The following is a 21,783-nucleotide window of genomic DNA, read 5'->3' on the forward strand; positions in this document are numbered from 1 at the left end:
GTAATACCTAACCTCATTAAGACGCAGTTTGAGGCCACTCAACCACTGCGCTTTTAATTGCCGAGCAATAAGTTGATTGAATTTTTCAAAGTAATACCTAACCTCATTAAGACGTAGATTGAGGCCAGTCAACCACTGTGCTATAAAACAATTTGATGGAAACAAACTGAACTTTTAAAGTTCTTCTCAACATCAAGCAAAAAATAAATTGATTATTCTCCATTTCAATCGCCCCTGTGCGTTGTAGAATAGCGATTATCAAAATATAAAATGCCGGTTAAAAGTGCCTGAGCTTTTGTTCATCTTAATAAAAAAAGACTGGAAAGAAATCATTGAGATGCTCCCCATAAAGTAGACTTATTATTTATAGTATCTACCGTACGGGGCCATTCACATTGATTTCTGCCCAGTCTCATTTTTTAAAATTATTTTTTGTCTATAAGGTTTTTGACCCCGTCTACAGCGCCTTTAACAACATCCTTTACTTCTTCTGCAGCATGCGCTACAGATTCAACTGCTTCTGCTGCTTCATGTTTTAAGTCAGTAGAAGTTGCTTTTGCTTTAGCTTGAACATCTTCTTTCGTCGCTTCTGCTTTATCCATCGCATCATGGGCTTTATTTTTTAAATTAGCTCCAGTTGCTTCAACTTTACCTTCAACTTCAGTTTTTTTGTTGCCTGTTACTCGTCCAACTAATTCTTTTGCTTTTCCTGCTAATTCTTCTAATGACATAAAAACACTCCTTTAATTATGATTAACTCTATTATAACGGATTTAAAATAAAATACCTACTAATTAAAATAGTTTTCGATGAATTTATCGATTTGATCTTTGTCTCGGGCTTTTTGTGCAGCCGAAATATTCGTTGGATTGAGGTATATACGCAAGGCCTCTTGTGACGTTTCAGTAAAAGCCACAATCGCCTCGCCTTCATCTTCATAAGTCATACGTTTAACTTCCGGATATTGTTTAGACAGTTCTTCAATTAAATCTTCTGCTACTGCCTCTCTTAAAACACGGTACATTTCAGCTTGCGGAGCCGGTATCATATAGGCATCTACCTTTACAAAATCCTCTGCATCCTTATTCTTTTTGTTTTTTTACTTTTTTACTCGCCATTAATTTATTTCCACCTAACGATTCATTTCATATTGATCCATAAATTGAGCATCGGGTTCCTTGACTAATCGCTCCAAAATATCAATAACTGCTTGTTCTTCATTCGATCCGATTTTATATTGACAATGTAAGGCTAAGTCAGTATCTGCATTACTCATCGCGACGCTATATTTGACTTCCTTCATCATTGATTCATCATTTAAACTATCACCAAAAGCCATTACTTCTTCTGCTTTAATTTGATAACGTTCTTTGAAAAATTGGATAGCACTCCCTTTGCCACCGTCGTAATGATAAGCATCAACCCAATCATCACCACTTGTTACCACTGATAAATCTGCAAATTGATCACTTAACTCTTTCGCAATGACTTTATTGCGAGCTAATGAACGTGGACTAAAAATAGCAATTTTAGTTGCCACTTGATCTTCAGGAATTTCTGAAAAATCTTCAACAATTTTATATTCATTGTTATATTTCAATATTTTTTCAAAACCGACTCCCTCTGAGACATTCATATAAGAAATCTCGCCAGTACTGATACAAATAAAGAAGTTATCTTTTCCTTCAAAGTAATCACAGAGCTTTAAAAATGTTTGACGTTCAATGCCGATTACTTGCTCAACTTCATGGTCACACATTATAAAGTTGCCATTATCACCAGCTAAATGAAGCTTCTCTAAAACGGATGGAGAGAAAAACTCCACAATCTTATGATAAGAATTGCCGGTCGCGATACAAACCATCACGCCTTGTTGGGTTAATTGTTCCACTACCGCTTCAAATCGTTCGACATCATAAGTCTTATCAGCTCTCAATAATGTTTGATCCAAATCAATTGCTACTAATTTAATCGACATTCAAAATCCTACTTTCTTCTAAGGTAATTCATTGCCAGCACTCAAATAAATATCATACCATTCCGGTCTAGATAATGCTACTTCGGTTCCGGCCGCCATCTTCGTAAGTCTATCAGGGTTCATTGAACCGATAATCGGTTGCATATTAGCTGGATGACGTAAAATCCAGGCCATGACCATTGCTTCAAATGAAACACCTTTTTGCTCTGCGTACATTCCTAAAGTGGTGGTTAATTTTTGATATTTTGGATGTTTCATAAATAGCCCTTGCCCCAAGTCCACTTGGAATGGTGACCACGGTTGAATCGTCATTTGTTGTAAACGACTAAACTCCAATAAGCCACCTGTGTGATTAACCGATGGTTCATTTAACATATTAACATTGAGTCCTTCATCAATGAGAGGTGTATGTGCCGGCCCAAATTGTAATTGATTGACATCGAGTGCTTGATCGACATAATGTTGTAATAATTCAATTTGCGCACGATTTTGGTTGCTTACACCAAAATAACGAACCTTACCACTTTCATATAGGTGATTAAACGCTTCAGCTACTTCTAACGGTTCCATTAAAGTATCGGGACGATGTAATAATAAAAAGTCCAAATAATCCGTATCTAAACGTTTTAAGATACCCTCTACTGATTCTAAAATATGTTCTTTCGAAAAGTCAAAATAACCTTGACGAATCCCCACTTTTGACTGTAAGAAAATCGCGTCACGTTTAATGCCAGCGGCTTTTAATCCTGCAGTAAATACTGCTTCTGATTGTCCCCCACCATAAATATCAGCATGATCAAAGAAATCGATTCCTGCTTCATAGGCAGCCTTAATAACCGTAGCCGCATCCTGTGTAGATAAACTTGCCATACGCATACATCCATGAGCTAATTGACTTGCCTCTAATGATGATGAGCCGATTTTAATCTTTTTCATAAACTTGTCTCCTCAATTAATCTGATATTATTAGTTTAACACATCATTTTTTAAATATCTTTAATTTAGCGTGAAAATCATGTCAAAAAATTTGTAAACCTGATGTAAAGATATACGGCTAGGCATAAACTTTAACAATTCTTTTTGGTTCCATTTATTTCTTTAGAGCGCAGCTTTACTGCTCCTACTAATATTGCCCCTATGGTTGAGTGGTCTCACCCTACGTCTTAATGAGCTTAGGCATAAAAGTGATAAATTCAACCAGGTTATTGCAACGAAGACTTCGTTTTTCTACTTCTGGTCTTCTCCCAACTGCGCGAGGGTGGGCAGACGAAGTAAAAATTATTTAATTTTCTACTTCTCGCCCCTCCCTAAACATTAAACTAAAAATGGCCTATCCCCTGTGTCAAACAAGAAATAAGCCATTTAATTGAAAGTCCGGATTGATGGTGGTAGTACAAACTAACGGTTTCCACTGCAACAACTATTCTCAACAGTATTCAAGCAATCATATGCTTTTAATTGCCTCCGTTACCTTAATGCTTAATGTCAGGAACTCCCCTATTTATGAATACTCGTTCATTTGTTGATGAGGTAGCCCAGCAAATTGATTAATTGGATCTTTATAACTACCAATAGTGAGTAGCATCAAACCGTGTCTAAAAATTCATGTCATCCCTACTGCACTGTCCTGAGGTGGACGTAAAAAGCGAAAACCTCTTGTTTTCTACTTCTTGGCCATTAACAAATTTTTTCAAAGGGAGGCCAACACAGCGAACATTCATGCTTCTTAGCCTTCAGCTGTTCCTTTTCTGCCGCTACTTTAATTTTCTAGACCAACACAGCGAATATTCTTGATTCTATGCCCACTAACCATTATATTTTTTCAAGAATGATTTTCCAATTGAAGCCATAGCCAATATTAAAGGCTTTAGAAAAACTATTTTGGTTTAAAGCCACCCCAACATTTTGTAAAGAGTTGGCATAAAGAATGGCTTGATTTAAATTAACATCTTGGAAAGATTGTCCTACTGGCAATTCATTTTCATACATTAATTGCTCCTCTTTAAAAATCCTAATACGCACTTTAGCTTGAGAGGCATCCCATTGGTCAAAGGTATCGTAAGGGATATTGGTCCATAATGACCCATAGCGCTCATCATGGATAGCAACATGACCTTCTATCGAATTCTCTTTAATAGTTGGTTCTGGAATATCAAATAATTCTAAGTCATCAATCGCTAATTCAGGCCCGACATTTTCTAAATTAATCTTTCCACTAGATGAAAAGCCAAAACCAATTACCAAACAAAAAAGAGCAAGACAATATAGCAATCATTTGTGCTATACCGTCTTTGCTCTCATTAGATTGTTTACGTTACCCATCAATGAACTTACTTGAATATTTGCTGTTATATTAATAAATTCAGCAATCATAAGCAAGTGTTATTGTATCTAAAAGTTTACTGACAATGCTTATTCTGCTACTTCAAAAGCTGGAATTAAATGTCCTTCTTTAGATAATTCGTCAACAAAATCATAAACTTCTTGTGAAGTAAAAGCTTTAACTAATGCTTTAGTAGCATCAGAATCTTTGTCTTCTTCACGGACAACCACTTGTAAAGCAAAGGTATTCTCTGGATCTTTTTCTAACATTAAAGCATCACTTGTTTTTAATCCAATTTTCGCAATATATGTTGGATAATTGAAAACTAAATCTACCCCATCTTCATAAGCTGCAGTTAAGTTTAATAAATCAATTTCGGTAAAGGTTAAATTCTTTGGATTTTCTTCAATGTCATCAAGCGTTGCGGTATGATCTGTTCCTTCTTTTAGTTTGATAACGTCATAAGAATCTAAAATTAATAATGCACGTGCCATATTGGTTGCATCAGAAGGAATCGCTACTTCTGCCCCATCTTCAATGTCTTCAATTGATTGATACTCTGGCGCATAAAAACCTACAACTGGATTATAAATTGTTTGTACCGCTACTAAATCTGCATCATTAGCCTCATTATACATTTCCATAAAAGGGGCATGTTGCGCAAAGTTAGCATCCACTTCATCATGGAATAATGCTTCATTGTATTGGATATTGTCTGACACTTCGACTAATTCAATTTTGTAAGGTGCTTCAACAACTTCCCCTGCAATTTCGACAATATCAGTCATCGGTGGTAAGTGAGAAGCAACTTTAATAACCACTTCATCCTCAGCATTTACTGCTGGTAAATTAAATAAACTTAACGCACCCATTGTTGCTAAAAATAATTTGAACTGTTTTTTCATTTTTTATCCCCCTCTTAATTTATACGCTTATCAAAATGTTTGGCTAATTTAAAACCAGCCCATTGAATTATTTGCACTAATAAAATCATGACTACAATCGCAATATACATGATGTCAGTCTCATAGCGTTGATAGCCATAACGAATCGCAAAGTCTCCAATGCCACCACCACCAACCACTCCCATAATGGTCGAATACGAAAGAAAACTTACAAAAGCTGTCGTAAATCCAATGACTAGAGAACTCTTGGTTTCTGGTATTAAAAAATATCTTACTAATTGAAATGTCGTTGCCCCCATTGACCGAGCTGTCTCAATAATCTCCGGACCTAACTCCAATAAAGATTGCTCGACAAAACGGGCATATAATGCCACCGCAATTAACATTAGTGGAAACGACGCTGCAATGGGATCGCCGGTTGCACGTCCATATACTTTTCTAACAACTGGTTGTAAAGCGACAACTAGTAACAGAAATGGAAACGAACGGACAATATTCACGAAAGCATTTAATATATTATTGATTAATTGATTTTCAAGCGGTTTTCGTTTGGCAGTTAAATACAGATAAATCCCCAATGGCAAGCCTAAAACGATGGCTGCTGCACAAGCTAATAGCATCATCGTTCCCGTTTCAAATAACGACTCAGCAAGTTTCGGTAAATACTTAGTCATTCTAGTTAAAAATTCATCCATCTGCTAACACCTCTTTAACATATTGTGAATAGTTGGCATGAGGTGAAACTTCATTGGTGGGTTGATTTTCAATAATCTCTATCAATCGTCCCTTTTCCATGATACCAATACGTTGACAAATCGACTTCATGATGGATAATTGATGCGTTACTAAGACCATCGTAATGGCATATCGTTGATTAATATCTTTTAAAATACGAACAATTTCCTGAGCCGTCATTTCATCCAATGCACTGGTAGGTTCATCAAGTAATATTATTTTAGGATTAATGATTAAGGCTCTAGCAATCCCTACCCGTTGCTTTTGCCCACCTGACAATTGACTTGGATAATGATGTCTTTTATCATTCAATCCCACCGCTTCCAACACTTGATCAATGGTTAAAGGGTTGTCAAAGGTGTGAAGTTTTAACGGTAATAGAATATTTTCTTCTACTGTCAAATTATCCAGCAAATTGAATTGTTGAAAAACCATGGCGATATCTTTACGCACCTTACGCAGTGAGGCCTCTGATAGCTGATTAATCCGATTACCATCAACCATCACTTGCCCCTCATCCGGTTGTAATAATCCATTAATAAATCGAAGCACAGTTGATTTACCTGCACCACTTTGCCCGATTAAACCAAAAATTTCGGATTGATTAATCGTTAAATTTAAATCAGACACCGCTGTAAGGGTCGTGTGGTTCGTATTAAAACGTTTCGTAACACCCTCTAATTGAATCAATTAATCACCCTATTTCTTTATTTTGAATTAGCTAACTCATTTGTTATTATAGCCCATTTATAACTAAAATACAAACTAAAAATATAACAGATTTTACTATTAATTAAAACAGCATTGTTTGTGAAGTACTTCCTAAAATAAAACGTTTCACTAACTTATTTATAGGGATTATGATTAAACTAATATTCATAAATTTTAAAGCGTTCGATAACAGAATCAGCACATCATTGATACAAATAACACAAAAGCTTAACCAGTAGCCACTGTTATTTATTTCACCTTAGTCCGCAGTGTTGACTCTCGCTCAAAATAACCTATCGTTTGCTAAAAATATAACTTCACAGACACAGATAACCAACATCTATAGAGTATCAATAACTAACCTCTCACATCATGATACTTCTAGACAACTTGCTTTATCGATTATTTAGCTACTAATTGTTGAATTACCGGCTCAATCACTTGATTCCAATAATCCCAATTATGATCGCCTTCTGCTTCATAAAAGTTAACTGTTATACTTTTTTGCTTTAACCAGTGGTAAAAGTTTTTGTTATGTTGATAAAAATCATCTTCTCTGCCACAATATAGTTCTATTTTAGGCCATTGTTTAACACGCTTTGCTAAGACACTTAAATCTAGCTCTTGTTCAATTTCACTAGGTGTTTTACGAATAAAAATATTTTTGAGCGTTGGTGGCAGTTGTTGATAATCTTGATAATCAAGACCGTCCATCCCTTTCGCAATAATACGACTCGACATGGCTGTAATTTTACTAAAGATATGCGCATATAAAAAGCCTAATCGTAAAGCCCCATAACCTCCCATCGATAAACCAGCAATCCAAGTATCTTCTCGTTTATCGGAGAGATTAAATAATTGCCTCGTTTCAGCAACTAGGTCTTCAGCTACCATCTTACCGTATGATTCTGCATCACTAAAATCAACATAAAAACTATTTTCACCATTGGGAAAAATGATTGCGATATGATATTTTTCTGCTAACTCCAGCACTCGAGTACGCTTAATCCAATCATCATGACTCCCACTCCAACCATGAAGAAGATATAATGTTCGCAATGGCTGCTGAGTAGTTGGAATCATCGCATTGTAATAAACCTGTCTATTTAAGTTTTTAGAAAAGAAACTCGCTTGAACTAACGTCATAAAATAACCCCTTTCGAATTGGTTCATACTACTCCACTTTTATATTACAAAAAATACCACTAAATAGATATTAAAAGAGCCGACCTAGGGAATCGACTCTTTTGGTTTCTTATGAATTTAAAATATAAATTAATTCAAATACGGCTGCTTTTAGATCTTCTGAATCGATGGATTGAATAATTGATAAGTATTGTAAGTCTGATTTATTCTCATGGAATTTAAACCATAATTTTTCTTTATCCCAATATTTTACTTGGGCTTGGTTCAAGATTTCAAATAGACGTTGCTCAATATCTTGCTTCTCAATTTTCTCAAATCCTAACAGTTCAATTTTTGCTGAATCCGTCATTGAAATTGTCACCGTATTCAATTGTTCATCTGCTATCGCTGGATACCCTTCAACTTCAAATGCTTCTGTCGCTGAGAATACTAAATGATGTTGACGCCCTTCTGGTAAAATGTTTTCTGGATCATCAATCGTTAAACTTAAAACGCCATCTTCTACCACAACGGTTGTAACAGCACGATGATGGTCTACTTCTTCAATGAGTTCAAATTGATTGTTTGGTCCTGGATAAATTTTCCAAGTGATATCTGTTGGTAAATCATGTCGCATATTCTCAACGGGTTCTAAATCCAATGGAATAATAGCGCCCGCTTTCGCAAACACTGGCATTTCAGATAAACCACGATAAATATCGAGTGATGCGCCACCTTTATATCTTAAGTTCGTATGAACATCGTACCATTCACCTTCAGGAAAATAGATTTTTTCCTTACTCATTTTGACATCTAGTAATAATTTTGAAGTAATAGGTAGTACTAACAATTCTGTACCAAAATAGTATTCATTGTCGTATTTATAAACTTCAAGATTATCAGATTCCTCATAATACAATGGGCGAATTAAAGGTATGCCTTCTTCAGCAGTTAATACGTTAAATGTATAGAGATAAGGTAATAATTCATGACGTTTTCTTAAGTAATCCGCAATAATCATCTCTTCCATTAACGGATAACTCCAAGGTTCTTTACCTGTAAATAGACTACTTGAACTATGAAGACGATTAATGGGACTAAACACACCATACTGCACCCAACGCACCATCAATTCATCATCACGGTAACCATTCATATGTCCACCAATGTCATGACTCCACCAAGTATACCCAATATTAGTTGCGGTTGAAGTCATATACGGTTGAAACTGTAAGGAATCCCAAGTAATAAATGAATCGCCTGAAAATCCTATTGGGTAACGATGACTACCTGGTCCAGCATAACGTGATAAAATTAAGGGTTCCTTTCCTCGTTCTTCCATATCTTTAAAATGATAATGATTCAACAGTAACAACGGATCTAGTCCATTAATTTCAGTTCCTTGTTGCCAATCAATCCAGAAGAAATCAATCCCTTGCTCTTCTAATGGATGCATCACATCTTTAAAGTATGCCTCTCTAAACGCCTCATCTGTAAAATCAAAAATAGCAGGTTCTTCAATCTCGGTATTTAAATTTAATCTTTTAGCAACAGCTGGATAACAATCTTCATAAGCGCGTATCCCATCAGCCGGATGAAGATTAATGGAAATGGCTAGCCCTTCATCATGAAGCCACTTTAAGAATCGTTCGGGATTTGGGAAATAGTCTTTATTCCAAGTATAGCCTGTCCAAGAACTGCCAAAGCGTTCCGGAATTTGTGTCAAATGCCAATCCATGTCAATGACTGCCACAGATAATGGAATATTCTTCGCTTTAAAAGTCTCGACCAATTCTTTGTAAGACTCTTCAGTATACTTCCAATAACGACTCCACCAGTTTCCTAATGCATAACGTGGTAATTTTGGGAGAAACCTGTTAATTTAAAGTACGTATGCAGACCTTGATTATAATCATGCCCAAATGCCAATGCATAAATATCAATCGAGTCAAAATCCTTACGAACAATATCCCCCACTTCATTAATAAATTGTGAGTTGGAGTCATCTAAAATGGTAAATCCTTTAAAACTCATTACACCGTCTTCTAAAGGTATCGCACCATCCACTTCGTCTAAAGTACGGGTTGTGCCTTTTAAATTAATAAATTCATCGCCATAATACCAACGATTGCCATGTGGGTAGAAAGCAAAATTAAAATCGATGTATAAACTTTTCTTAGAGAATGGCTGTTCTTTTTGGTAATAAAGATGGAATTTAGGTGAGTAAATTTCCAAAATCTCCTCAGTTTCAACTACATCATATTCAATCTTCTCTATCTGTTCGATTTCACGATTCATCACACTTTGAGTTTTTGAATCTACAAACGTTCCTGTTTCTGAATATTCTAAACGGACAACTTCATTACTTAATAATGAAATACGATATTTTTCGCCAATAAATTGCATTTTCAACCTCCTACATTTGTTTAACACTTTCTCTTACTTCTAATTCGCCATCCATAATAATGGTCTGTTGAATATTTTCTTTCGGTATGCCTTTAATTGGCACCATAATTTGCCCAAGGGCGACCTCGCCTTTTACATTTTGAAAAAGATTCATCGTTGTTAATTTAGGTGAGATCAGTTCTGAAAATTGAATATTATCAAAACTAATGACCGAACAATCATCCGGTACAGAATAGCCCCGTTCTTTTAATTGAGAAATTAGCTGAATCGCTAGTAAATCAGCTGTTACAATAATCGCGGAATATTGATCGATATTTTCAATCACTTTGTCCAATTGTTCATTATAAAAGACACGCTTAGAATTAAACGCTAAACCATGTGCAACTAAGCCTTCTTGATAACCTGCTAAACGTTCCTGAATAACACCATGTTCATTCAAATTAACACGATAGGTCAAGAATGCAATATCATGGTGTCCTCTTGATACCAAATGACTGACTAAATCATGTGCTATTTTTTTATCATCTGAACGTACAAAATAAAGATGCTCTTTCTCTTTTAATTCCCTTAGTTCAGCTTCATCATAATAGGTATCGATAAAGGTAATCGGTTCTTGGATAATCTTCATAGCATCGACCATGGTCTGCTGATTAAACCCCACTCCTATAAAACCACTGAACTGCCAATTATTTCTAATGACACCAATGTCGTCCACTGAGTTAATGGTTTGAATTAAAACAAAATAATTTTCTTTACGACTAATGGTTTCGATTCCTTCTAACAACTGTCCAGCGAAAGGATCGTTAAAATTATAAATTTCTTGATCAGTGTAAAATAACAAGCCGATTAATTTAGAAGATGAATTGACTAATGCTTTTGCGTTCATATTCGGAGTATAATTATATTCTTTAATAATGTTATTAATCTTATCAATTGTCTCTTGAGAAACTTTATTCGTGCGGTTATTCATGACATTTGAAACGGTTGTCACGCTCACATTTGCTAATTTGGCTATATCTTTGATTGTGATCTTCACTTTGTCACACCCCTTTCAAATTCTTAGGTTTAACGTTAAACCTTTTGGTATAAAATTTAGTACTTAATAAAAATTAAGTACTTTTCGATTTAGGTTTAACGTTAAACTTAAACTTTCAATTACATGATAACGATTTCTTTTGTGCTTGTCAATAGTTTTTCTAAATATATTTAAAAGCACTTGCGAAATCGATAAAAAATAATGGTATAAGAAAGCGAAAGTATAATTCTCTCGCTTCTTACACCACTAAATTTGTGAGTTTTTCTTTTATGGGCTCTATATTATTTAGTGTGGGTGAACAGAGTCATTTCTTTTCACCCACATCATTTGACAAAGAGCCCTTTTATGAAATTTTCGTAATAGTTAGCCCTTCGATTACATTTCTTCCGGAGCTGCAATCCCTAATAAGTTTAAGGCATCTTTAATCACAATAGTCGTTGCTTTAACTAAGGCCATACGCGCTGGTCTTTGTGCGTCGTCATCTAATAAACGAGTATTGCCGTAATATTTATTAAATAATTGTGCTAATTGAACAGCGTATTTAGCAATTACAGAAGGCTCATATTTTTCCATCGCTTGTGTTACGACTTGAGGGTATGCTAATAACTTTTTAGCCACTTCCCAACTGTAGTCATCTTCTAATTGATAATCAACATTCGCATCGATCGCTTGACCATATTTACGCATTAAGCTCATTGCTCTGGCATAAGTATATTGCACATATGGACCGGTTTCCCCTTCAAATTGAACGATTTCTTCTAATTTAAAGTCAAAACTATTCATGCGGTCTGTCTTCAAGTCGTGGAATACAACCGCCCCAACCCCGACTTCTTTAGCGACTGCTTCTTTATTCGCTAATGTCGGATTTTTCTCATTAATTTGTTGGAAGGCTAAATTGATCGCATCATTTAACACAACTTCTAATAAGATGATTTTTCCTTTACGTGTTGATAATTTCTTACCGTTTAAAGTGATTAAACCAAATGGCACATGAATCATATCATCGGCCCAGTCACGTCCCATGCGTTTTAAGACAGCACGTAATTGTTTAAAGTGACCTGACTGCTCATTACCAACAACATAAACATTCTTAGCAAAATCATAAGTATCTTTACGATATTGTGCCGCAGCTAAGTCGCGGGTAGCATATAATGTGGCTCCGTCAGACTTTTTAATTAAGGCTGGTGGTAAATCTTCCTCGTCCAATTTTACAATTGTAGCACCATTATCAACGGTCGTAATCCCTTTTTCTTCTAATTCATCAATAATCGGTTGCATTTTATCGTTATAAAAAGCTTCACCATTATAAGAGTCAAAAGTAATTCCCAATAAATCATAAACTTTATTGAATTCTTTTAATGATTCATCTTTGAACCAAGTCCATAAACGAATCATTTCTTCGTCACCATCTTCTAAAGCTTTAAAAGCGGCACGTGCTTGTTCTTCAAGTTCTGGTCTTGTTTCTGCTGCTTCATGGAAATCTACATATAATTTTACCAATTCTTTAACAGGATCAGCCTCAATTACCTTATCATCGCCCCACATTTTATAGGCAACGATTAATTTACCAAATTGCGTTCCCCAATCTCCTAAGTGATTAATACGAACGGGTTGATAGTTGGTTTTTTTCGCAATATTAGCAATCGCATTACCGATAACGGTTGAACGTAAATGCCCCATGGACATTGGTTTGGCAATATTAGGTGAAGACATGTCGACTGTCATTGTTGCACCTTTTCCTAAATCAACTGCACCATATTGTTCCCCTTTTTCGATAACGTCTTTAACAATCTCAAACGCAGTAGCTGAACGTTTTAAACGAATATTAATATAAGGTCCTACTGCCTCTACGGTTTGAAAAGCTGAAGTGTCCATTTGTGCCACAATGTCTTGGGCAATTTGTGGGGGTGCTTTTCGTAAAACTCTTGCTAATGTGAAAACAGGAAAAGCCAAATCTCCCATTGATGAATCTTTGGGGATTTCAATTAACGCTTTTACTTCATCGACTGTTAAATGTTCTGCTAAAACTTGTTGTAATTTTTCGGCAAATAATAATTTATTATCCATTTTTTCCTCCTAAAAAGATTAAAAAAACCTCTAACAATGCCAAAATTAACATCGTTAGAGGCGAGTATTTATTAAAATATCGCGGTACCACTCTAATTCCACTATCAAATAGTGCTCTTCTAGTTGTTAACGAAGTCTGGCTCCGAATTAGACAGTTAATCTAATTAAACTAGAAGTGCGGTTCGTTTTCGTGAAATCATTGGCTCTCAACAACCCAACTTGCTGTATCTTTCATTTAAAAACTACTCTCTTCTAGAGTTTGCTCTAAACCTAAAAGTATTTTACCAAAGACTAGAATATTTGTCTACATAAAGCTGAAAGTCATTGCGACGATAAAACTTAGCTTGCTAGTATCCTATAGACCACATGTTATTTAATGCTAAATGCAAATGACGCCATCGCTAAGTCTATTACCATCATGCTGAAGTGCGAACTTAACCCCTCGCTAAGCGTTCACGGATGCGGTTAGATAAGTATTCAACAATTAAAATTAAAACAACTAAACCAATTAAGATAGAACCGACTTCATTCCAACGATAAGCGGACATCGCAAAAACCAATGGTGCTCCGATACCGCCCGCGCCAACTAATCCTAAGATTGTAGCGTCACGTAAGTTCATATCAAAACGGAAAATCAACGTTGATAATAAGCTTGAGCCCAATTGCGGTAAAATGCCACAACGGATTTTTTCAAACGTATTACATCCTGAAGCTTCCATAGCTTCTAAAATATTGGTATCGATATCATCAATTGTTTCATTGAATAATTTAGTTAACATCCCAATGGATGTCACTGATAAGGTCATTAAACCAGCAAACGCTCCTGGTCCGGTCACACGAATAAACATTAAACCATAAACAAAACTTGGTATCGTACGAATCGCCACGACGAATAAACGTACAATCACCACGATCGGCATTGGCATAATCTTTTGTGAAGCGAGAAACGCAATTGGTAATGAGAAGACTGCCCCGACTAAAGTTCCTAGAAAAGCAATCGCCATGGTTTCTAATAATAAATATGGTACTGATTGTTTAGTTAAATTAAACAGAATTTCGGTATTGGGTGAAAAAATCCCTTTAATAATATTAGCAGCGATAGAGCTACCGTTTTTAGTTACTGAAACTTCACCTACAGTAGTAGAAGACCAAATTAATAATGCTACCACTAATATCGTCCAAAAATATTGTGTTGCGCGACTACGATCTCTACTCTCATACATTTCATTTATACGATCGATCATCTTGGTCCTCCTATGATAATTTCTTACGTAAGTAGCCACTAATAAATTCAATAATTGCTACTGTAATAAATAAACAAAGTAAAATCATCCCGACATTTTGGTATTCACGCCAAGAAAGGTTTTCATTTAAAATAATCCCAATCCCACCGGCACCAACATATCCTAAAATTGCTGCATGACGCACATTCCCTTCGAAGGTATACAAACTAGTCGATAAATAGGATGGTAAAACCTGCGGTTGAATGGCTGCCACAAAACTCTTGATTTTATTGGCTCCAGCCGCTTCCATCGCTTCATAAGGTAACATATCAACCGTTTCGATTGTTTCATATAACTGTTTTCCTACGAATGAGAAGGTAAAGAGTGCAATCGCTAATGTCCCTGAGAAGGTTCCTAGACCGAAAATGTAAGTTAAGATTAATGCAGATACTAAAGTCGGCATAGTACGAATCATACTGAGAATGAATTTCATAATACCCGATAATACTTTATTATGGGTTAGGTTAATGGAAGCTACCATCGCAAAAGGAATCGCTAAAAAGGCTCCGATAACAGTCCCTAATACTGACATCTTAATTGTATCCACTAAGGGTCCGAGAACGCCATTAAAAAAACTCCAATTTGGCGGCACCATCCGTCCTAAAATAACAAAGAATTGTTGTCCTCGTTTCATTAAAGTCGACAAATTAAAACCTGTTAATTGCACTGAATAATACATTGCGATTAACACCAAAATCACCACGAAAGGCGCTATTGAGCGAGGCTTTTTAACTACTTTCCCATTCGTTAAGGTGATTTCTTTAGGAGGTAAAATATTATCTCTTAAAGATTTAACCATTAGTTACCACCCATTTCTTCTGTTTGGCCTTTATAGATTAAATTCAATATTTCCGCATCTACATTGCTTGATGGTCCGTCATAAACCACTTCTCCATCACGAATCCCAATGATACGATCACAAAATTCTAATGCAAGCTCGACATGGTGAATATTAATCAAAACAGTAATATCAAACTCTTGATTAATACGTTGAAAGTCTTTCATCACTACATTAGCGGTCACTGGATCCAATGCTGCAACAGGTTCGTCCGCTAAAATAATACTTGGATCTTGTGCTAAAGTACGAGCTAAAGCTACACGCTGTTGTTGACCCCCAGATAATTGGTCCACACGTGTATATGCTTTATCTAAAATCCCCACACGGTCCAATGCTTCCAAAGCTTTTAACTCTTCTTCTTTTTTATAATGGCCCACTAAAACACGCCAAAAGGGAATATCCGGCACTAAAGCATTTAGTACATTCGTAATAACTTTGGCACGTGTTACTAAGTTAAATGATTGGAAAATCATCCCAATTTGACGTCTAAATTTACGTAGACTATCACCTTTTAACGTCGCTACTTCAACACCATTTACAGTTAAATTTCCTTCGCTAATAGGATGCATTTTATTGATTGTTCGAATTAAAGTTGACTTGCCGGCACCAGACAATCCGATTATCCCTACAAACTCACCTTGTTCGATTTTCAAGTTAATATCTTTTAGTGCCGTAACACCATTATCATAACGTTTATAAACGTTTTTGAATTCAATCATTCTAGAACCTCTTTCTTTATTTCACTTTCTCCATTGTACCTAATTTATTTTATTTTTTAAAGTGGTTTTTATCTTTTCATTCAATCTTTACATAAAGTTAATTTAGCTAAATACGGTCTGTTTTTTGATAACGTTTAAATATAAATTATATAAGTTAAATGATCGTTTATTACAATGCGAAGCGAGCAGCCAAAACAAAATTCTTCTAGCTTTTAAACTTTATTGTCCACTTCTATTGAAGGACTATTAAAACCAATAAAAATACCATGCATAATCAGCATTACACATGGTATATAATATTAAACTTTATCTATCACCTTGACTCTTGATAGGTCGTTCATTGTGATTGCGACTCGTGTTCCAAATACTGATGTATTTGTTAAAGACGGGAGTCGGCTACAAGGAGATAGAGACGAAGCGAAAAAGGTATTTACTTCTACTTTCCCCACTTGTAATACTTTTTCAAAAAATCGATTCATTAAACCAATGTTTGATTAGCGGTAATGATCGATACTTTATAGACATCTTCTTCTACACATCCACGTGATAAGTCGGATACAGGTTTGTTTAAACCTTGTAAGATTGGTCCAACCGCTTGGTAATTTCCTAAACGTTGCGCAATCTTATAACCGATATTACCTGATTGGATTTCAGGGAAGATATAAACCGTTGCTTGACCTGCTACTTTTGATTCAGGTGCTTTTTGATCAGCTACAACAGTTGAATAAGCAGCATCAAATTGTAATTCACCATCTAATTCTAATTCTGGTGCTAACTCATGAGCAATGCGTGTTGCTTCGATAACTTTATCGACGTCTTCTGATTTTGCAGAACCTTTAGTTGAGAAACTTAACATCGCCACACGTGGGTCAATGCCGAAGATTTTAGCTGTGTTAGCAGACTCAACAGCAATTTCAGCTAATGCTTGTGCGTCTGGATTAATGTTGATGGCACAGTCAGCAAAAACTAATTTTTGTCCATCCATTTGCGGTGGAATCATGACAAACGCACCACTGGTACGGCTCACACCTGGTTTTGTTTTAATAATTTGTAAAGCTGGACGAACGGTATCACCTGTTGAGTAGACAGCACCACAAACTAGCGCATCCGCCTGTTCCATTTGCACTAACATTGTACCAAAATATGCTCTATCTAATAAGATAGTGCGCGCTTGTTCTTCAGTTGCTTTACCTTTACGAACTTTGACAAATTCATCAACCATTGCATCAAATTCATCATAGTGATTAGGGTCTATAATGGTTAAGCCCTCAATATTCCACAAATTCTTTTTAGCTAATGCTTGAACTGCTGTTGGTTCACCTAATAATATCGGTTCAACTAAATTATCTGACTTTAGGCGGACCGCTGCACCTAATACACGTACATCATCTGCTTCTGGGAATACAATTCGAATGCCTTTACCTTCGATTTTATGACTTAATTCTGCAAACATATCCATGTTTTTACTCGCCTCCAAAATTTTTGCTGAACATTTGATTATTTCATAACCAAATAGTTCTCTAACTACTATGTTACACTTTTTATAGCAAATAATAAACCCTTTTCATAAGTTTTACGCATTATTAATTAATAGCTATAGGTAAAATCCTCATGTTGACGGATGACGTCAACATATTTTTTTGCATAATAGCGGGCCATTGGTAAGTTTTGGTCTAAGTAATTACCGCAATCACGAGCACTTGCTCCTGGAATTTCACCTTCATAATTGGCAATAAATTCAAAACAACGTAATAATAAATCTTTCACCGCTTCAGGCGCCACCTGTTCTGTTAAGATTAAATAAAAGCCAGTACGGCATCCCATCGGGCCAAAATAAATCACTTCTTGTTTATATTGGGCATCATTACGTAAAAAAGTTGCGGCTAAATGTTCAATGGTATGAATTTCAGCGGTATTCATCACCGGTTCAAAATTTGGTGCTGTAAATCGTAAATCATAAGATTTTAATGTGGTCCCACCAACTTGGTCCTCTCTTGATAAATAAATACCCGGTTTTAAATTTGAATGATCGACTGTAAAGCTAGGAATCTTTTCCATTTCCATCATCTCGTCCTCCTCTAGCATTATATTCTTGAATATTATAACAAACTCTTTAATATTTATATACTGTTTCGCAAGGTTATCGGTACCACATCAAAAAAACAGTTGCTTTTTTCTAAACTTTGTTAGAAATCAGCTAACTGTTGGACTTCACGCTATTCATTTCGTTGCTTTAAATTTAGATAGAGATAAGTATACATTGAAAACAATGTTATGATAAATAAACGATAGGTAAAATAAGCATGATGAAAATTGTGATTTTTCAAAATAAACACCCATACAAATGGCACTAAAGCGACCATCAATAATGGGGTTGTGCTTAACCAATGTTGATAACTTTTGACCCCTTTAAAAGACTGCACTAATAAAATGATAAGCCATAAGACTAAAATAATCATAGCGGTTTTAGGTAATAAAATTTTCCACATATTTTTAATAATCTCGATCGCATCTAATACTTCATCCGTTTTACCGCCTGTTCTTAAAGCGATTTGATTCGCAACATTAGCAAATGGATTATCTTTTAATATCACTGATCCGATGGCCCATTTACTAGCCCAAGTTAAGCCAAAGCCCATTAGCCAGGTCCAACCTAAAATCACCGTTTCACTTAAATTATGCTTAAAATGACGCCGATGATGTTGATTAACTAATACAAAATAAATCATCCACGGAAGCGCAAAAGTCAACAATGGTACAGTCAATAAATCGAAAAAGTTCGTCACAGAACCGATAGTGAAAAATAACAGCACCATTTTGGAGAGTCGATAACCATAGCGTTGATGGACTTCTATCACTGCCACTATTCCCAATAAACTGATAATGAAAACCGGTGTATATTGAAGTGAAAGTGGAAAAATCCAAAAATGAATTAATAATAACATCGTTATCAAGAGATACGCATAAGTACGACTAATTGCTTTTTCAACTTTAGTCATTGAAAAATAGAAAACAATAAAAACTAAGAAAATGTTTAAATAACGAATATGCTTATAACTAATAAAGATTAGCATAGGTCTTAAAACCGCAATATCACCGAGCCAATAACGTTCATAACCATTATTCCACATCGCAGCTTGGATGGCCGACAGTTCTTCTTGATTACTTAACTTGTTAAAAATTAAATTATCGGTAAAAGTATCCAGTTTGGTACCTTTAAATTCACCCATCACACTCCAACGCTTAGTTTCATTAGCAATTGTTTCTAATGAATAGCGTAAATTCACTGCAATTTTTTCAAATGGAATCGTATAACTTAATACCATTAAACTAAAATACAACACCACTAATAAAACAAAAAGTAATAATAATTGCCAGAGTATTTGACCTAAATTAGTATGTTTATGCTTCATCTTTTAGCCCTCTTTGGCTCTTTTTATTTTTAAACTCCATTTCAAAGCGTTGTTGGAAATGATAGCATTGAACATCTAAAATAATCCCCGCTATAAAGACAATCATTGCAGCTAAGAAAAAGAATCCCGATACAAACAGTGTTGGGAATCGTTCGACCGTACCAGTTTGACGAAATTCAAACCATACTGGCAAAAATAACAAAGCAGAAATTAAACTGAGTACAAACGCAATAGCCGTAAAATAACGAAATGGACGATAATTCTTTATTAAACGACCAATCGTTTTAATCACTCTAAAACCATCTTTGTAGGTATTTAATTTTGAAACACTTCCTTCAGGACGATCACGATAAGTCACAATCACATTTTTTATTGGTAAATGCTTATCTAAAGAATGAATCGTCATTTCTGTTTCAATTTCAAATCCAGTCGATTGGATAGAAAAAGTCTTTACAAAAGCATAACTAAAAGCACGGTAACCGGTCATAATATCTCGAATATCACTATTAAACATTTGGTTAATGATTAGACGGACTAAGACATTACCAAAATTATGGAAAGGACGTTTATTTTCTTCAAAATAAGTAGAACTTAGACGATCACCAATCACCATTTCTGCTTCTCCACTTAAAATAGCTGCGACCATCTCTGGTGCATACTCTGCAGGATAGGTATCATCTCCATCAATCATGACATAAGCCTCTGCTTCAATATCACGAAACATCGCACGAATCACATTACCTTTTCCTTGTTTCGTTACTCTACGAACGATTGCTCCAGCTTGACTGGCAATTTTAACGGTATCATCGGTTGAATTATTATCATAAACGTAAATGGTTGCTTCGGGTAAGACCGTTCTAAAATCAGCAATGACTTTTCCAATGGTTACTGCTTCATTATAGCAAGGGATTAATACTGCTATTTTATCCATTATTTTCCTCTTTTCATTTTTAAGTAGACTTATCATACTACAAAAATTATTTCATTTCACTAAAAAAAGAGAGATGAAAACGTATTTTCTTACGAAAATTGTTTACTTCTCTCTAAAATTATTAATTATATTACGCATAAGGTCTTTAAACACAGCAACAAGGTAGTATCATAGCAAAAGCCAGTAACTTTAAATCCGCGGGGGAAACACTACCGAGCCACTTCGTTCCTTTTCTAAAACGAGCAGCTTCACTATCTCAATTCAATACTACTCATTCGCTGCTTCTTCACGTTTAGCTAAACGTTCTAAGCGACGTTCTGCTTGTTTTTCTTCATGCATCTCAGCTACTTCTACAAAATCTAACAATAATTTTTTCACTGTATCTGATTCTTCGGTCTCATTAATCGCTACTTTGACTTTTGATGAACGTGGAATCCCTTTTAAATAATAATGTGCTTGTGAACGGAATTCTTTAGTGGCGGTTCTATCCCCTTTTAATGCTACTAAACGATCTAAATGGTCAATCGCTGTATCGATTTTCTCACGAGCATTCATTGGTGGTAAAATTTCACCGGTTTCTAGATAGTGTACCATTTGTTTAATTACCCAAGGATTTCCTAGAGCTGCCCGACCAACCATTACTCCGTCAACACCCGTTGTTTCTAATAGATGTTTGGCTTGTTCAGGAGTTCGAACATCACCATTACCGATAAAAGGAATGGTTTTTAGCTCTTTTTTAACAGCTTTTAAAATATCCCAATTGGCTTTGCCTTCATACATTTGCACACGTGTACGGCCATGCATCGCTACCATTGAAGCGCCCGCACGTTCAGCCGCTAAGGCATTTTCAATTGCATATAAATGTTCATCATCCCAACCAGTACGCATTTTTACTGTAACAGGCTTATCGACTGCATCCACTACAGATGATACCATTTCATAAACTTTGTTAGGATCTAATAACCAGCGAGCACCCGCTTCTGCTTTAATGACCTTATTAACCGGACAGCCCATATTAATATCAATGATGGCACATTCCGTATTTTCAGCCACATATTTTGCTGCTTCAACCAATGTTTCGCGATTACCACCCATAATTTGAATACTTAAAGGATATTCATTTTCAGCGATATGCAACATACTTAAGGTCTTTTCATTACGGAATTGAATCCCTTTGTCACTAATCATTTCACATACTACTAATCCAGCTCCGAATTGTTTGACAATCGTTCTAAATGCCGAATTTGATACTCCGGCCATCGGCGCCACCACAATTGGATTATCAATTTGTATATTTCCTATTTTAAACATAA

19 protein-coding genes and 1 pseudogene are annotated in these 21,783 nt (G+C 35.5%); all 20 read right to left on the reverse strand.

Annotated features, from left to right (window positions below; all coding sequences use genetic code 11):
- Positions 1–425: 425 nt before the first annotated feature.
- On the reverse strand, positions 426–731 hold the full coding sequence (locus GSA01S_RS00655; protein WP_066123694.1) for a CsbD family protein: 306 nt from the start codon (positions 729–731) through the stop codon (positions 426–428).
- 59 nt (positions 732–790) lie between these two features.
- On the reverse strand, positions 791–1,048 hold the full coding sequence (locus tag GSA01S_RS00660) for a hypothetical protein (protein WP_174519391.1): 258 nt from the start codon (positions 1,046–1,048) through the stop codon (positions 791–793).
- 84 nt (positions 1,049–1,132) lie between these two features.
- The gene (locus tag GSA01S_RS00665) at positions 1,133–1,978 is read right to left on the reverse strand and encodes an HAD-IIB family hydrolase (protein ID WP_066123697.1); all 846 of its coding nucleotides are present in this window, start codon (positions 1,976–1,978) and stop codon (positions 1,133–1,135) included.
- Positions 1,979–1,996: 18 nt separating this feature from the next.
- Positions 1,997–2,914, reverse strand: coding sequence for an aldo/keto reductase (locus GSA01S_RS00670; protein ID WP_066123700.1), 918 nt, complete (start codon positions 2,912–2,914; stop codon positions 1,997–1,999).
- A gap of 876 nt (positions 2,915–3,790) precedes the next feature.
- On the reverse strand, positions 3,791–4,222 hold the full coding sequence (locus GSA01S_RS00675; RefSeq protein ID WP_066123703.1) for an SAM hydroxide adenosyltransferase: 432 nt from the start codon (positions 4,220–4,222) through the stop codon (positions 3,791–3,793).
- Positions 4,223–4,390: 168 nt separating this feature from the next.
- Entirely contained in the window at positions 4,391–5,206 is an 816-nt protein-coding gene (locus GSA01S_RS00680) for a MetQ/NlpA family ABC transporter substrate-binding protein (RefSeq protein WP_066123706.1), read from the reverse strand.
- Between the two features lie 14 nt (positions 5,207–5,220).
- The gene (locus tag GSA01S_RS00685) at positions 5,221–5,901 is read right to left on the reverse strand and encodes a methionine ABC transporter permease (protein WP_066123709.1); all 681 of its coding nucleotides are present in this window, start codon (positions 5,899–5,901) and stop codon (positions 5,221–5,223) included.
- The gene (locus GSA01S_RS00690) at positions 5,894–6,631 is read right to left on the reverse strand and encodes a methionine ABC transporter ATP-binding protein (RefSeq protein ID WP_066123712.1); all 738 of its coding nucleotides are present in this window, start codon (positions 6,629–6,631) and stop codon (positions 5,894–5,896) included. Before GSA01S_RS00690 ends, GSA01S_RS00685 begins: the two co-directional genes overlap by 8 nt.
- A gap of 423 nt (positions 6,632–7,054) precedes the next feature.
- A complete protein-coding gene (locus GSA01S_RS00695) occupies positions 7,055–7,798 on the reverse strand; it encodes an alpha/beta hydrolase (RefSeq protein WP_066123714.1) in 744 nt (247 codons plus the stop codon).
- Between the two features lie 109 nt (positions 7,799–7,907).
- A pseudogene (locus GSA01S_RS00700) lies at positions 7,908–10,183 on the reverse strand (glycoside hydrolase family 31 protein).
- Between the two features lie 10 nt (positions 10,184–10,193).
- Positions 10,194–11,219, reverse strand: a complete 1,026-nt coding sequence (locus GSA01S_RS00705; protein WP_066123716.1) for a LacI family DNA-binding transcriptional regulator — start codon at positions 11,217–11,219, stop codon at positions 10,194–10,196.
- A 375-nt stretch (positions 11,220–11,594) separates the two neighbouring features.
- Positions 11,595–13,286 carry an arginine--tRNA ligase gene (gene argS / locus GSA01S_RS00710; protein WP_066123721.1) on the reverse strand — a complete coding sequence of 564 codons (1,692 nt, stop codon included), beginning with the start codon at positions 13,284–13,286 and terminating at the stop codon, positions 11,595–11,597.
- A gap of 434 nt (positions 13,287–13,720) precedes the next feature.
- Positions 13,721–14,530 (reverse strand): phosphonate ABC transporter, permease protein PhnE, encoded by an 810-nt coding sequence (gene phnE / locus GSA01S_RS00715; RefSeq protein WP_066123724.1) that lies wholly within the window; start codon positions 14,528–14,530, stop codon positions 13,721–13,723.
- 10 nt (positions 14,531–14,540) lie between these two features.
- Positions 14,541–15,368, reverse strand: a complete 828-nt coding sequence (phnE, locus tag GSA01S_RS00720) for a phosphonate ABC transporter, permease protein PhnE (protein ID WP_066123727.1) — start codon at positions 15,366–15,368, stop codon at positions 14,541–14,543.
- Positions 15,368–16,126, reverse strand: coding sequence for a phosphonate ABC transporter ATP-binding protein (gene phnC, locus GSA01S_RS00725; RefSeq protein WP_066123730.1), 759 nt, complete (start codon positions 16,124–16,126; stop codon positions 15,368–15,370). Before phnC ends, phnE (GSA01S_RS00720) begins: the two co-directional genes overlap by 1 nt.
- Positions 16,127–16,604: 478 nt before the next feature.
- Entirely contained in the window at positions 16,605–17,585 is a 981-nt protein-coding gene (gene pta / locus GSA01S_RS00730) for a phosphate acetyltransferase (protein WP_174519392.1), read from the reverse strand.
- Positions 17,586–17,713: 128 nt separating this feature from the next.
- On the reverse strand, positions 17,714–18,190 hold the full coding sequence (locus tag GSA01S_RS00735) for an S-ribosylhomocysteine lyase (protein ID WP_245631233.1): 477 nt from the start codon (positions 18,188–18,190) through the stop codon (positions 17,714–17,716).
- Positions 18,191–18,342: 152 nt separating this feature from the next.
- Positions 18,343–19,539, reverse strand: coding sequence for a hypothetical protein (locus tag GSA01S_RS00740; RefSeq protein WP_066123737.1), 1,197 nt, complete (start codon positions 19,537–19,539; stop codon positions 18,343–18,345).
- A complete protein-coding gene (locus GSA01S_RS00745; RefSeq protein ID WP_066123740.1) occupies positions 19,529–20,470 on the reverse strand; it encodes a glycosyltransferase family 2 protein in 942 nt (313 codons plus the stop codon). Before GSA01S_RS00745 ends, GSA01S_RS00740 begins: the two co-directional genes overlap by 11 nt.
- Positions 20,471–20,737: 267 nt before the next feature.
- On the reverse strand, positions 20,738–21,781 hold the full coding sequence (dusB, locus tag GSA01S_RS00750; protein ID WP_066123742.1) for a tRNA dihydrouridine synthase DusB: 1,044 nt from the start codon (positions 21,779–21,781) through the stop codon (positions 20,738–20,740).
- Positions 21,782–21,783 lie beyond the last annotated feature (2 nt).

Origin of the sequence: Globicatella sanguinis NBRC 15551, from assembly GCF_001552295.1 — a bacterium.
In the GTDB taxonomy this organism is placed as follows: Bacteria; Bacillota; Bacilli; order Lactobacillales; family Aerococcaceae; genus Globicatella; species Globicatella sanguinis.

Bases quoted from the DNA above. Each gene is read 5' to 3' on its own strand.
- GSA01S_RS00655 (WP_066123694.1), bottom strand. From the start codon at position 731: ATGTCATTAGAAGAATTAGCAGGAAAAGCAAAAGAATTAGTTGGACGA.
- GSA01S_RS00660 (WP_174519391.1), bottom strand. From the start codon at position 1,048: ATGATACCGGCTCCGCAAGCTGAAATGTACCGTGTTTTAAGAGAGGCA.
- GSA01S_RS00665 (WP_066123697.1), bottom strand. From the start codon at position 1,978: ATGTCGATTAAATTAGTAGCAATTGATTTGGATCAAACATTATTGAGA.
- GSA01S_RS00670 (WP_066123700.1), bottom strand. From the start codon at position 2,914: ATGAAAAAGATTAAAATCGGCTCATCATCATTAGAGGCAAGTCAATTA.
- GSA01S_RS00680 (WP_066123706.1), bottom strand. From the start codon at position 5,206: ATGAAAAAACAGTTCAAATTATTTTTAGCAACAATGGGTGCGTTAAGT.
- GSA01S_RS00685 (WP_066123709.1), bottom strand. From the start codon at position 5,901: ATGGATGAATTTTTAACTAGAATGACTAAGTATTTACCGAAACTTGCT.
- GSA01S_RS00695 (WP_066123714.1), bottom strand. From the start codon at position 7,798: ATGACGTTAGTTCAAGCGAGTTTCTTTTCTAAAAACTTAAATAGACAG.
- argS (WP_066123721.1), bottom strand. From the start codon at position 13,286: ATGGATAATAAATTATTATTTGCCGAAAAATTACAACAAGTTTTAGCA.
- phnE (WP_066123724.1), bottom strand. From the start codon at position 14,530: ATGATCGATCGTATAAATGAAATGTATGAGAGTAGAGATCGTAGTCGC.
- phnE (WP_066123727.1), bottom strand. From the start codon at position 15,368: ATGGTTAAATCTTTAAGAGATAATATTTTACCTCCTAAAGAAATCACC.
- phnC (WP_066123730.1), bottom strand. From the start codon at position 16,126: ATGATTGAATTCAAAAACGTTTATAAACGTTATGATAATGGTGTTACG.
- pta (WP_174519392.1), bottom strand. From the start codon at position 17,585: ATGGATATGTTTGCAGAATTAAGTCATAAAATCGAAGGTAAAGGCATT.
- GSA01S_RS00735 (WP_245631233.1), bottom strand. From the start codon at position 18,190: ATGGAAATGGAAAAGATTCCTAGCTTTACAGTCGATCATTCAAATTTA.
- GSA01S_RS00740 (WP_066123737.1), bottom strand. From the start codon at position 19,539: ATGAAGCATAAACATACTAATTTAGGTCAAATACTCTGGCAATTATTA.
- GSA01S_RS00745 (WP_066123740.1), bottom strand. From the start codon at position 20,470: ATGGATAAAATAGCAGTATTAATCCCTTGCTATAATGAAGCAGTAACC.
- dusB (WP_066123742.1), bottom strand. From the start codon at position 21,781: ATGTTTAAAATAGGAAATATACAAATTGATAATCCAATTGTGGTGGCG.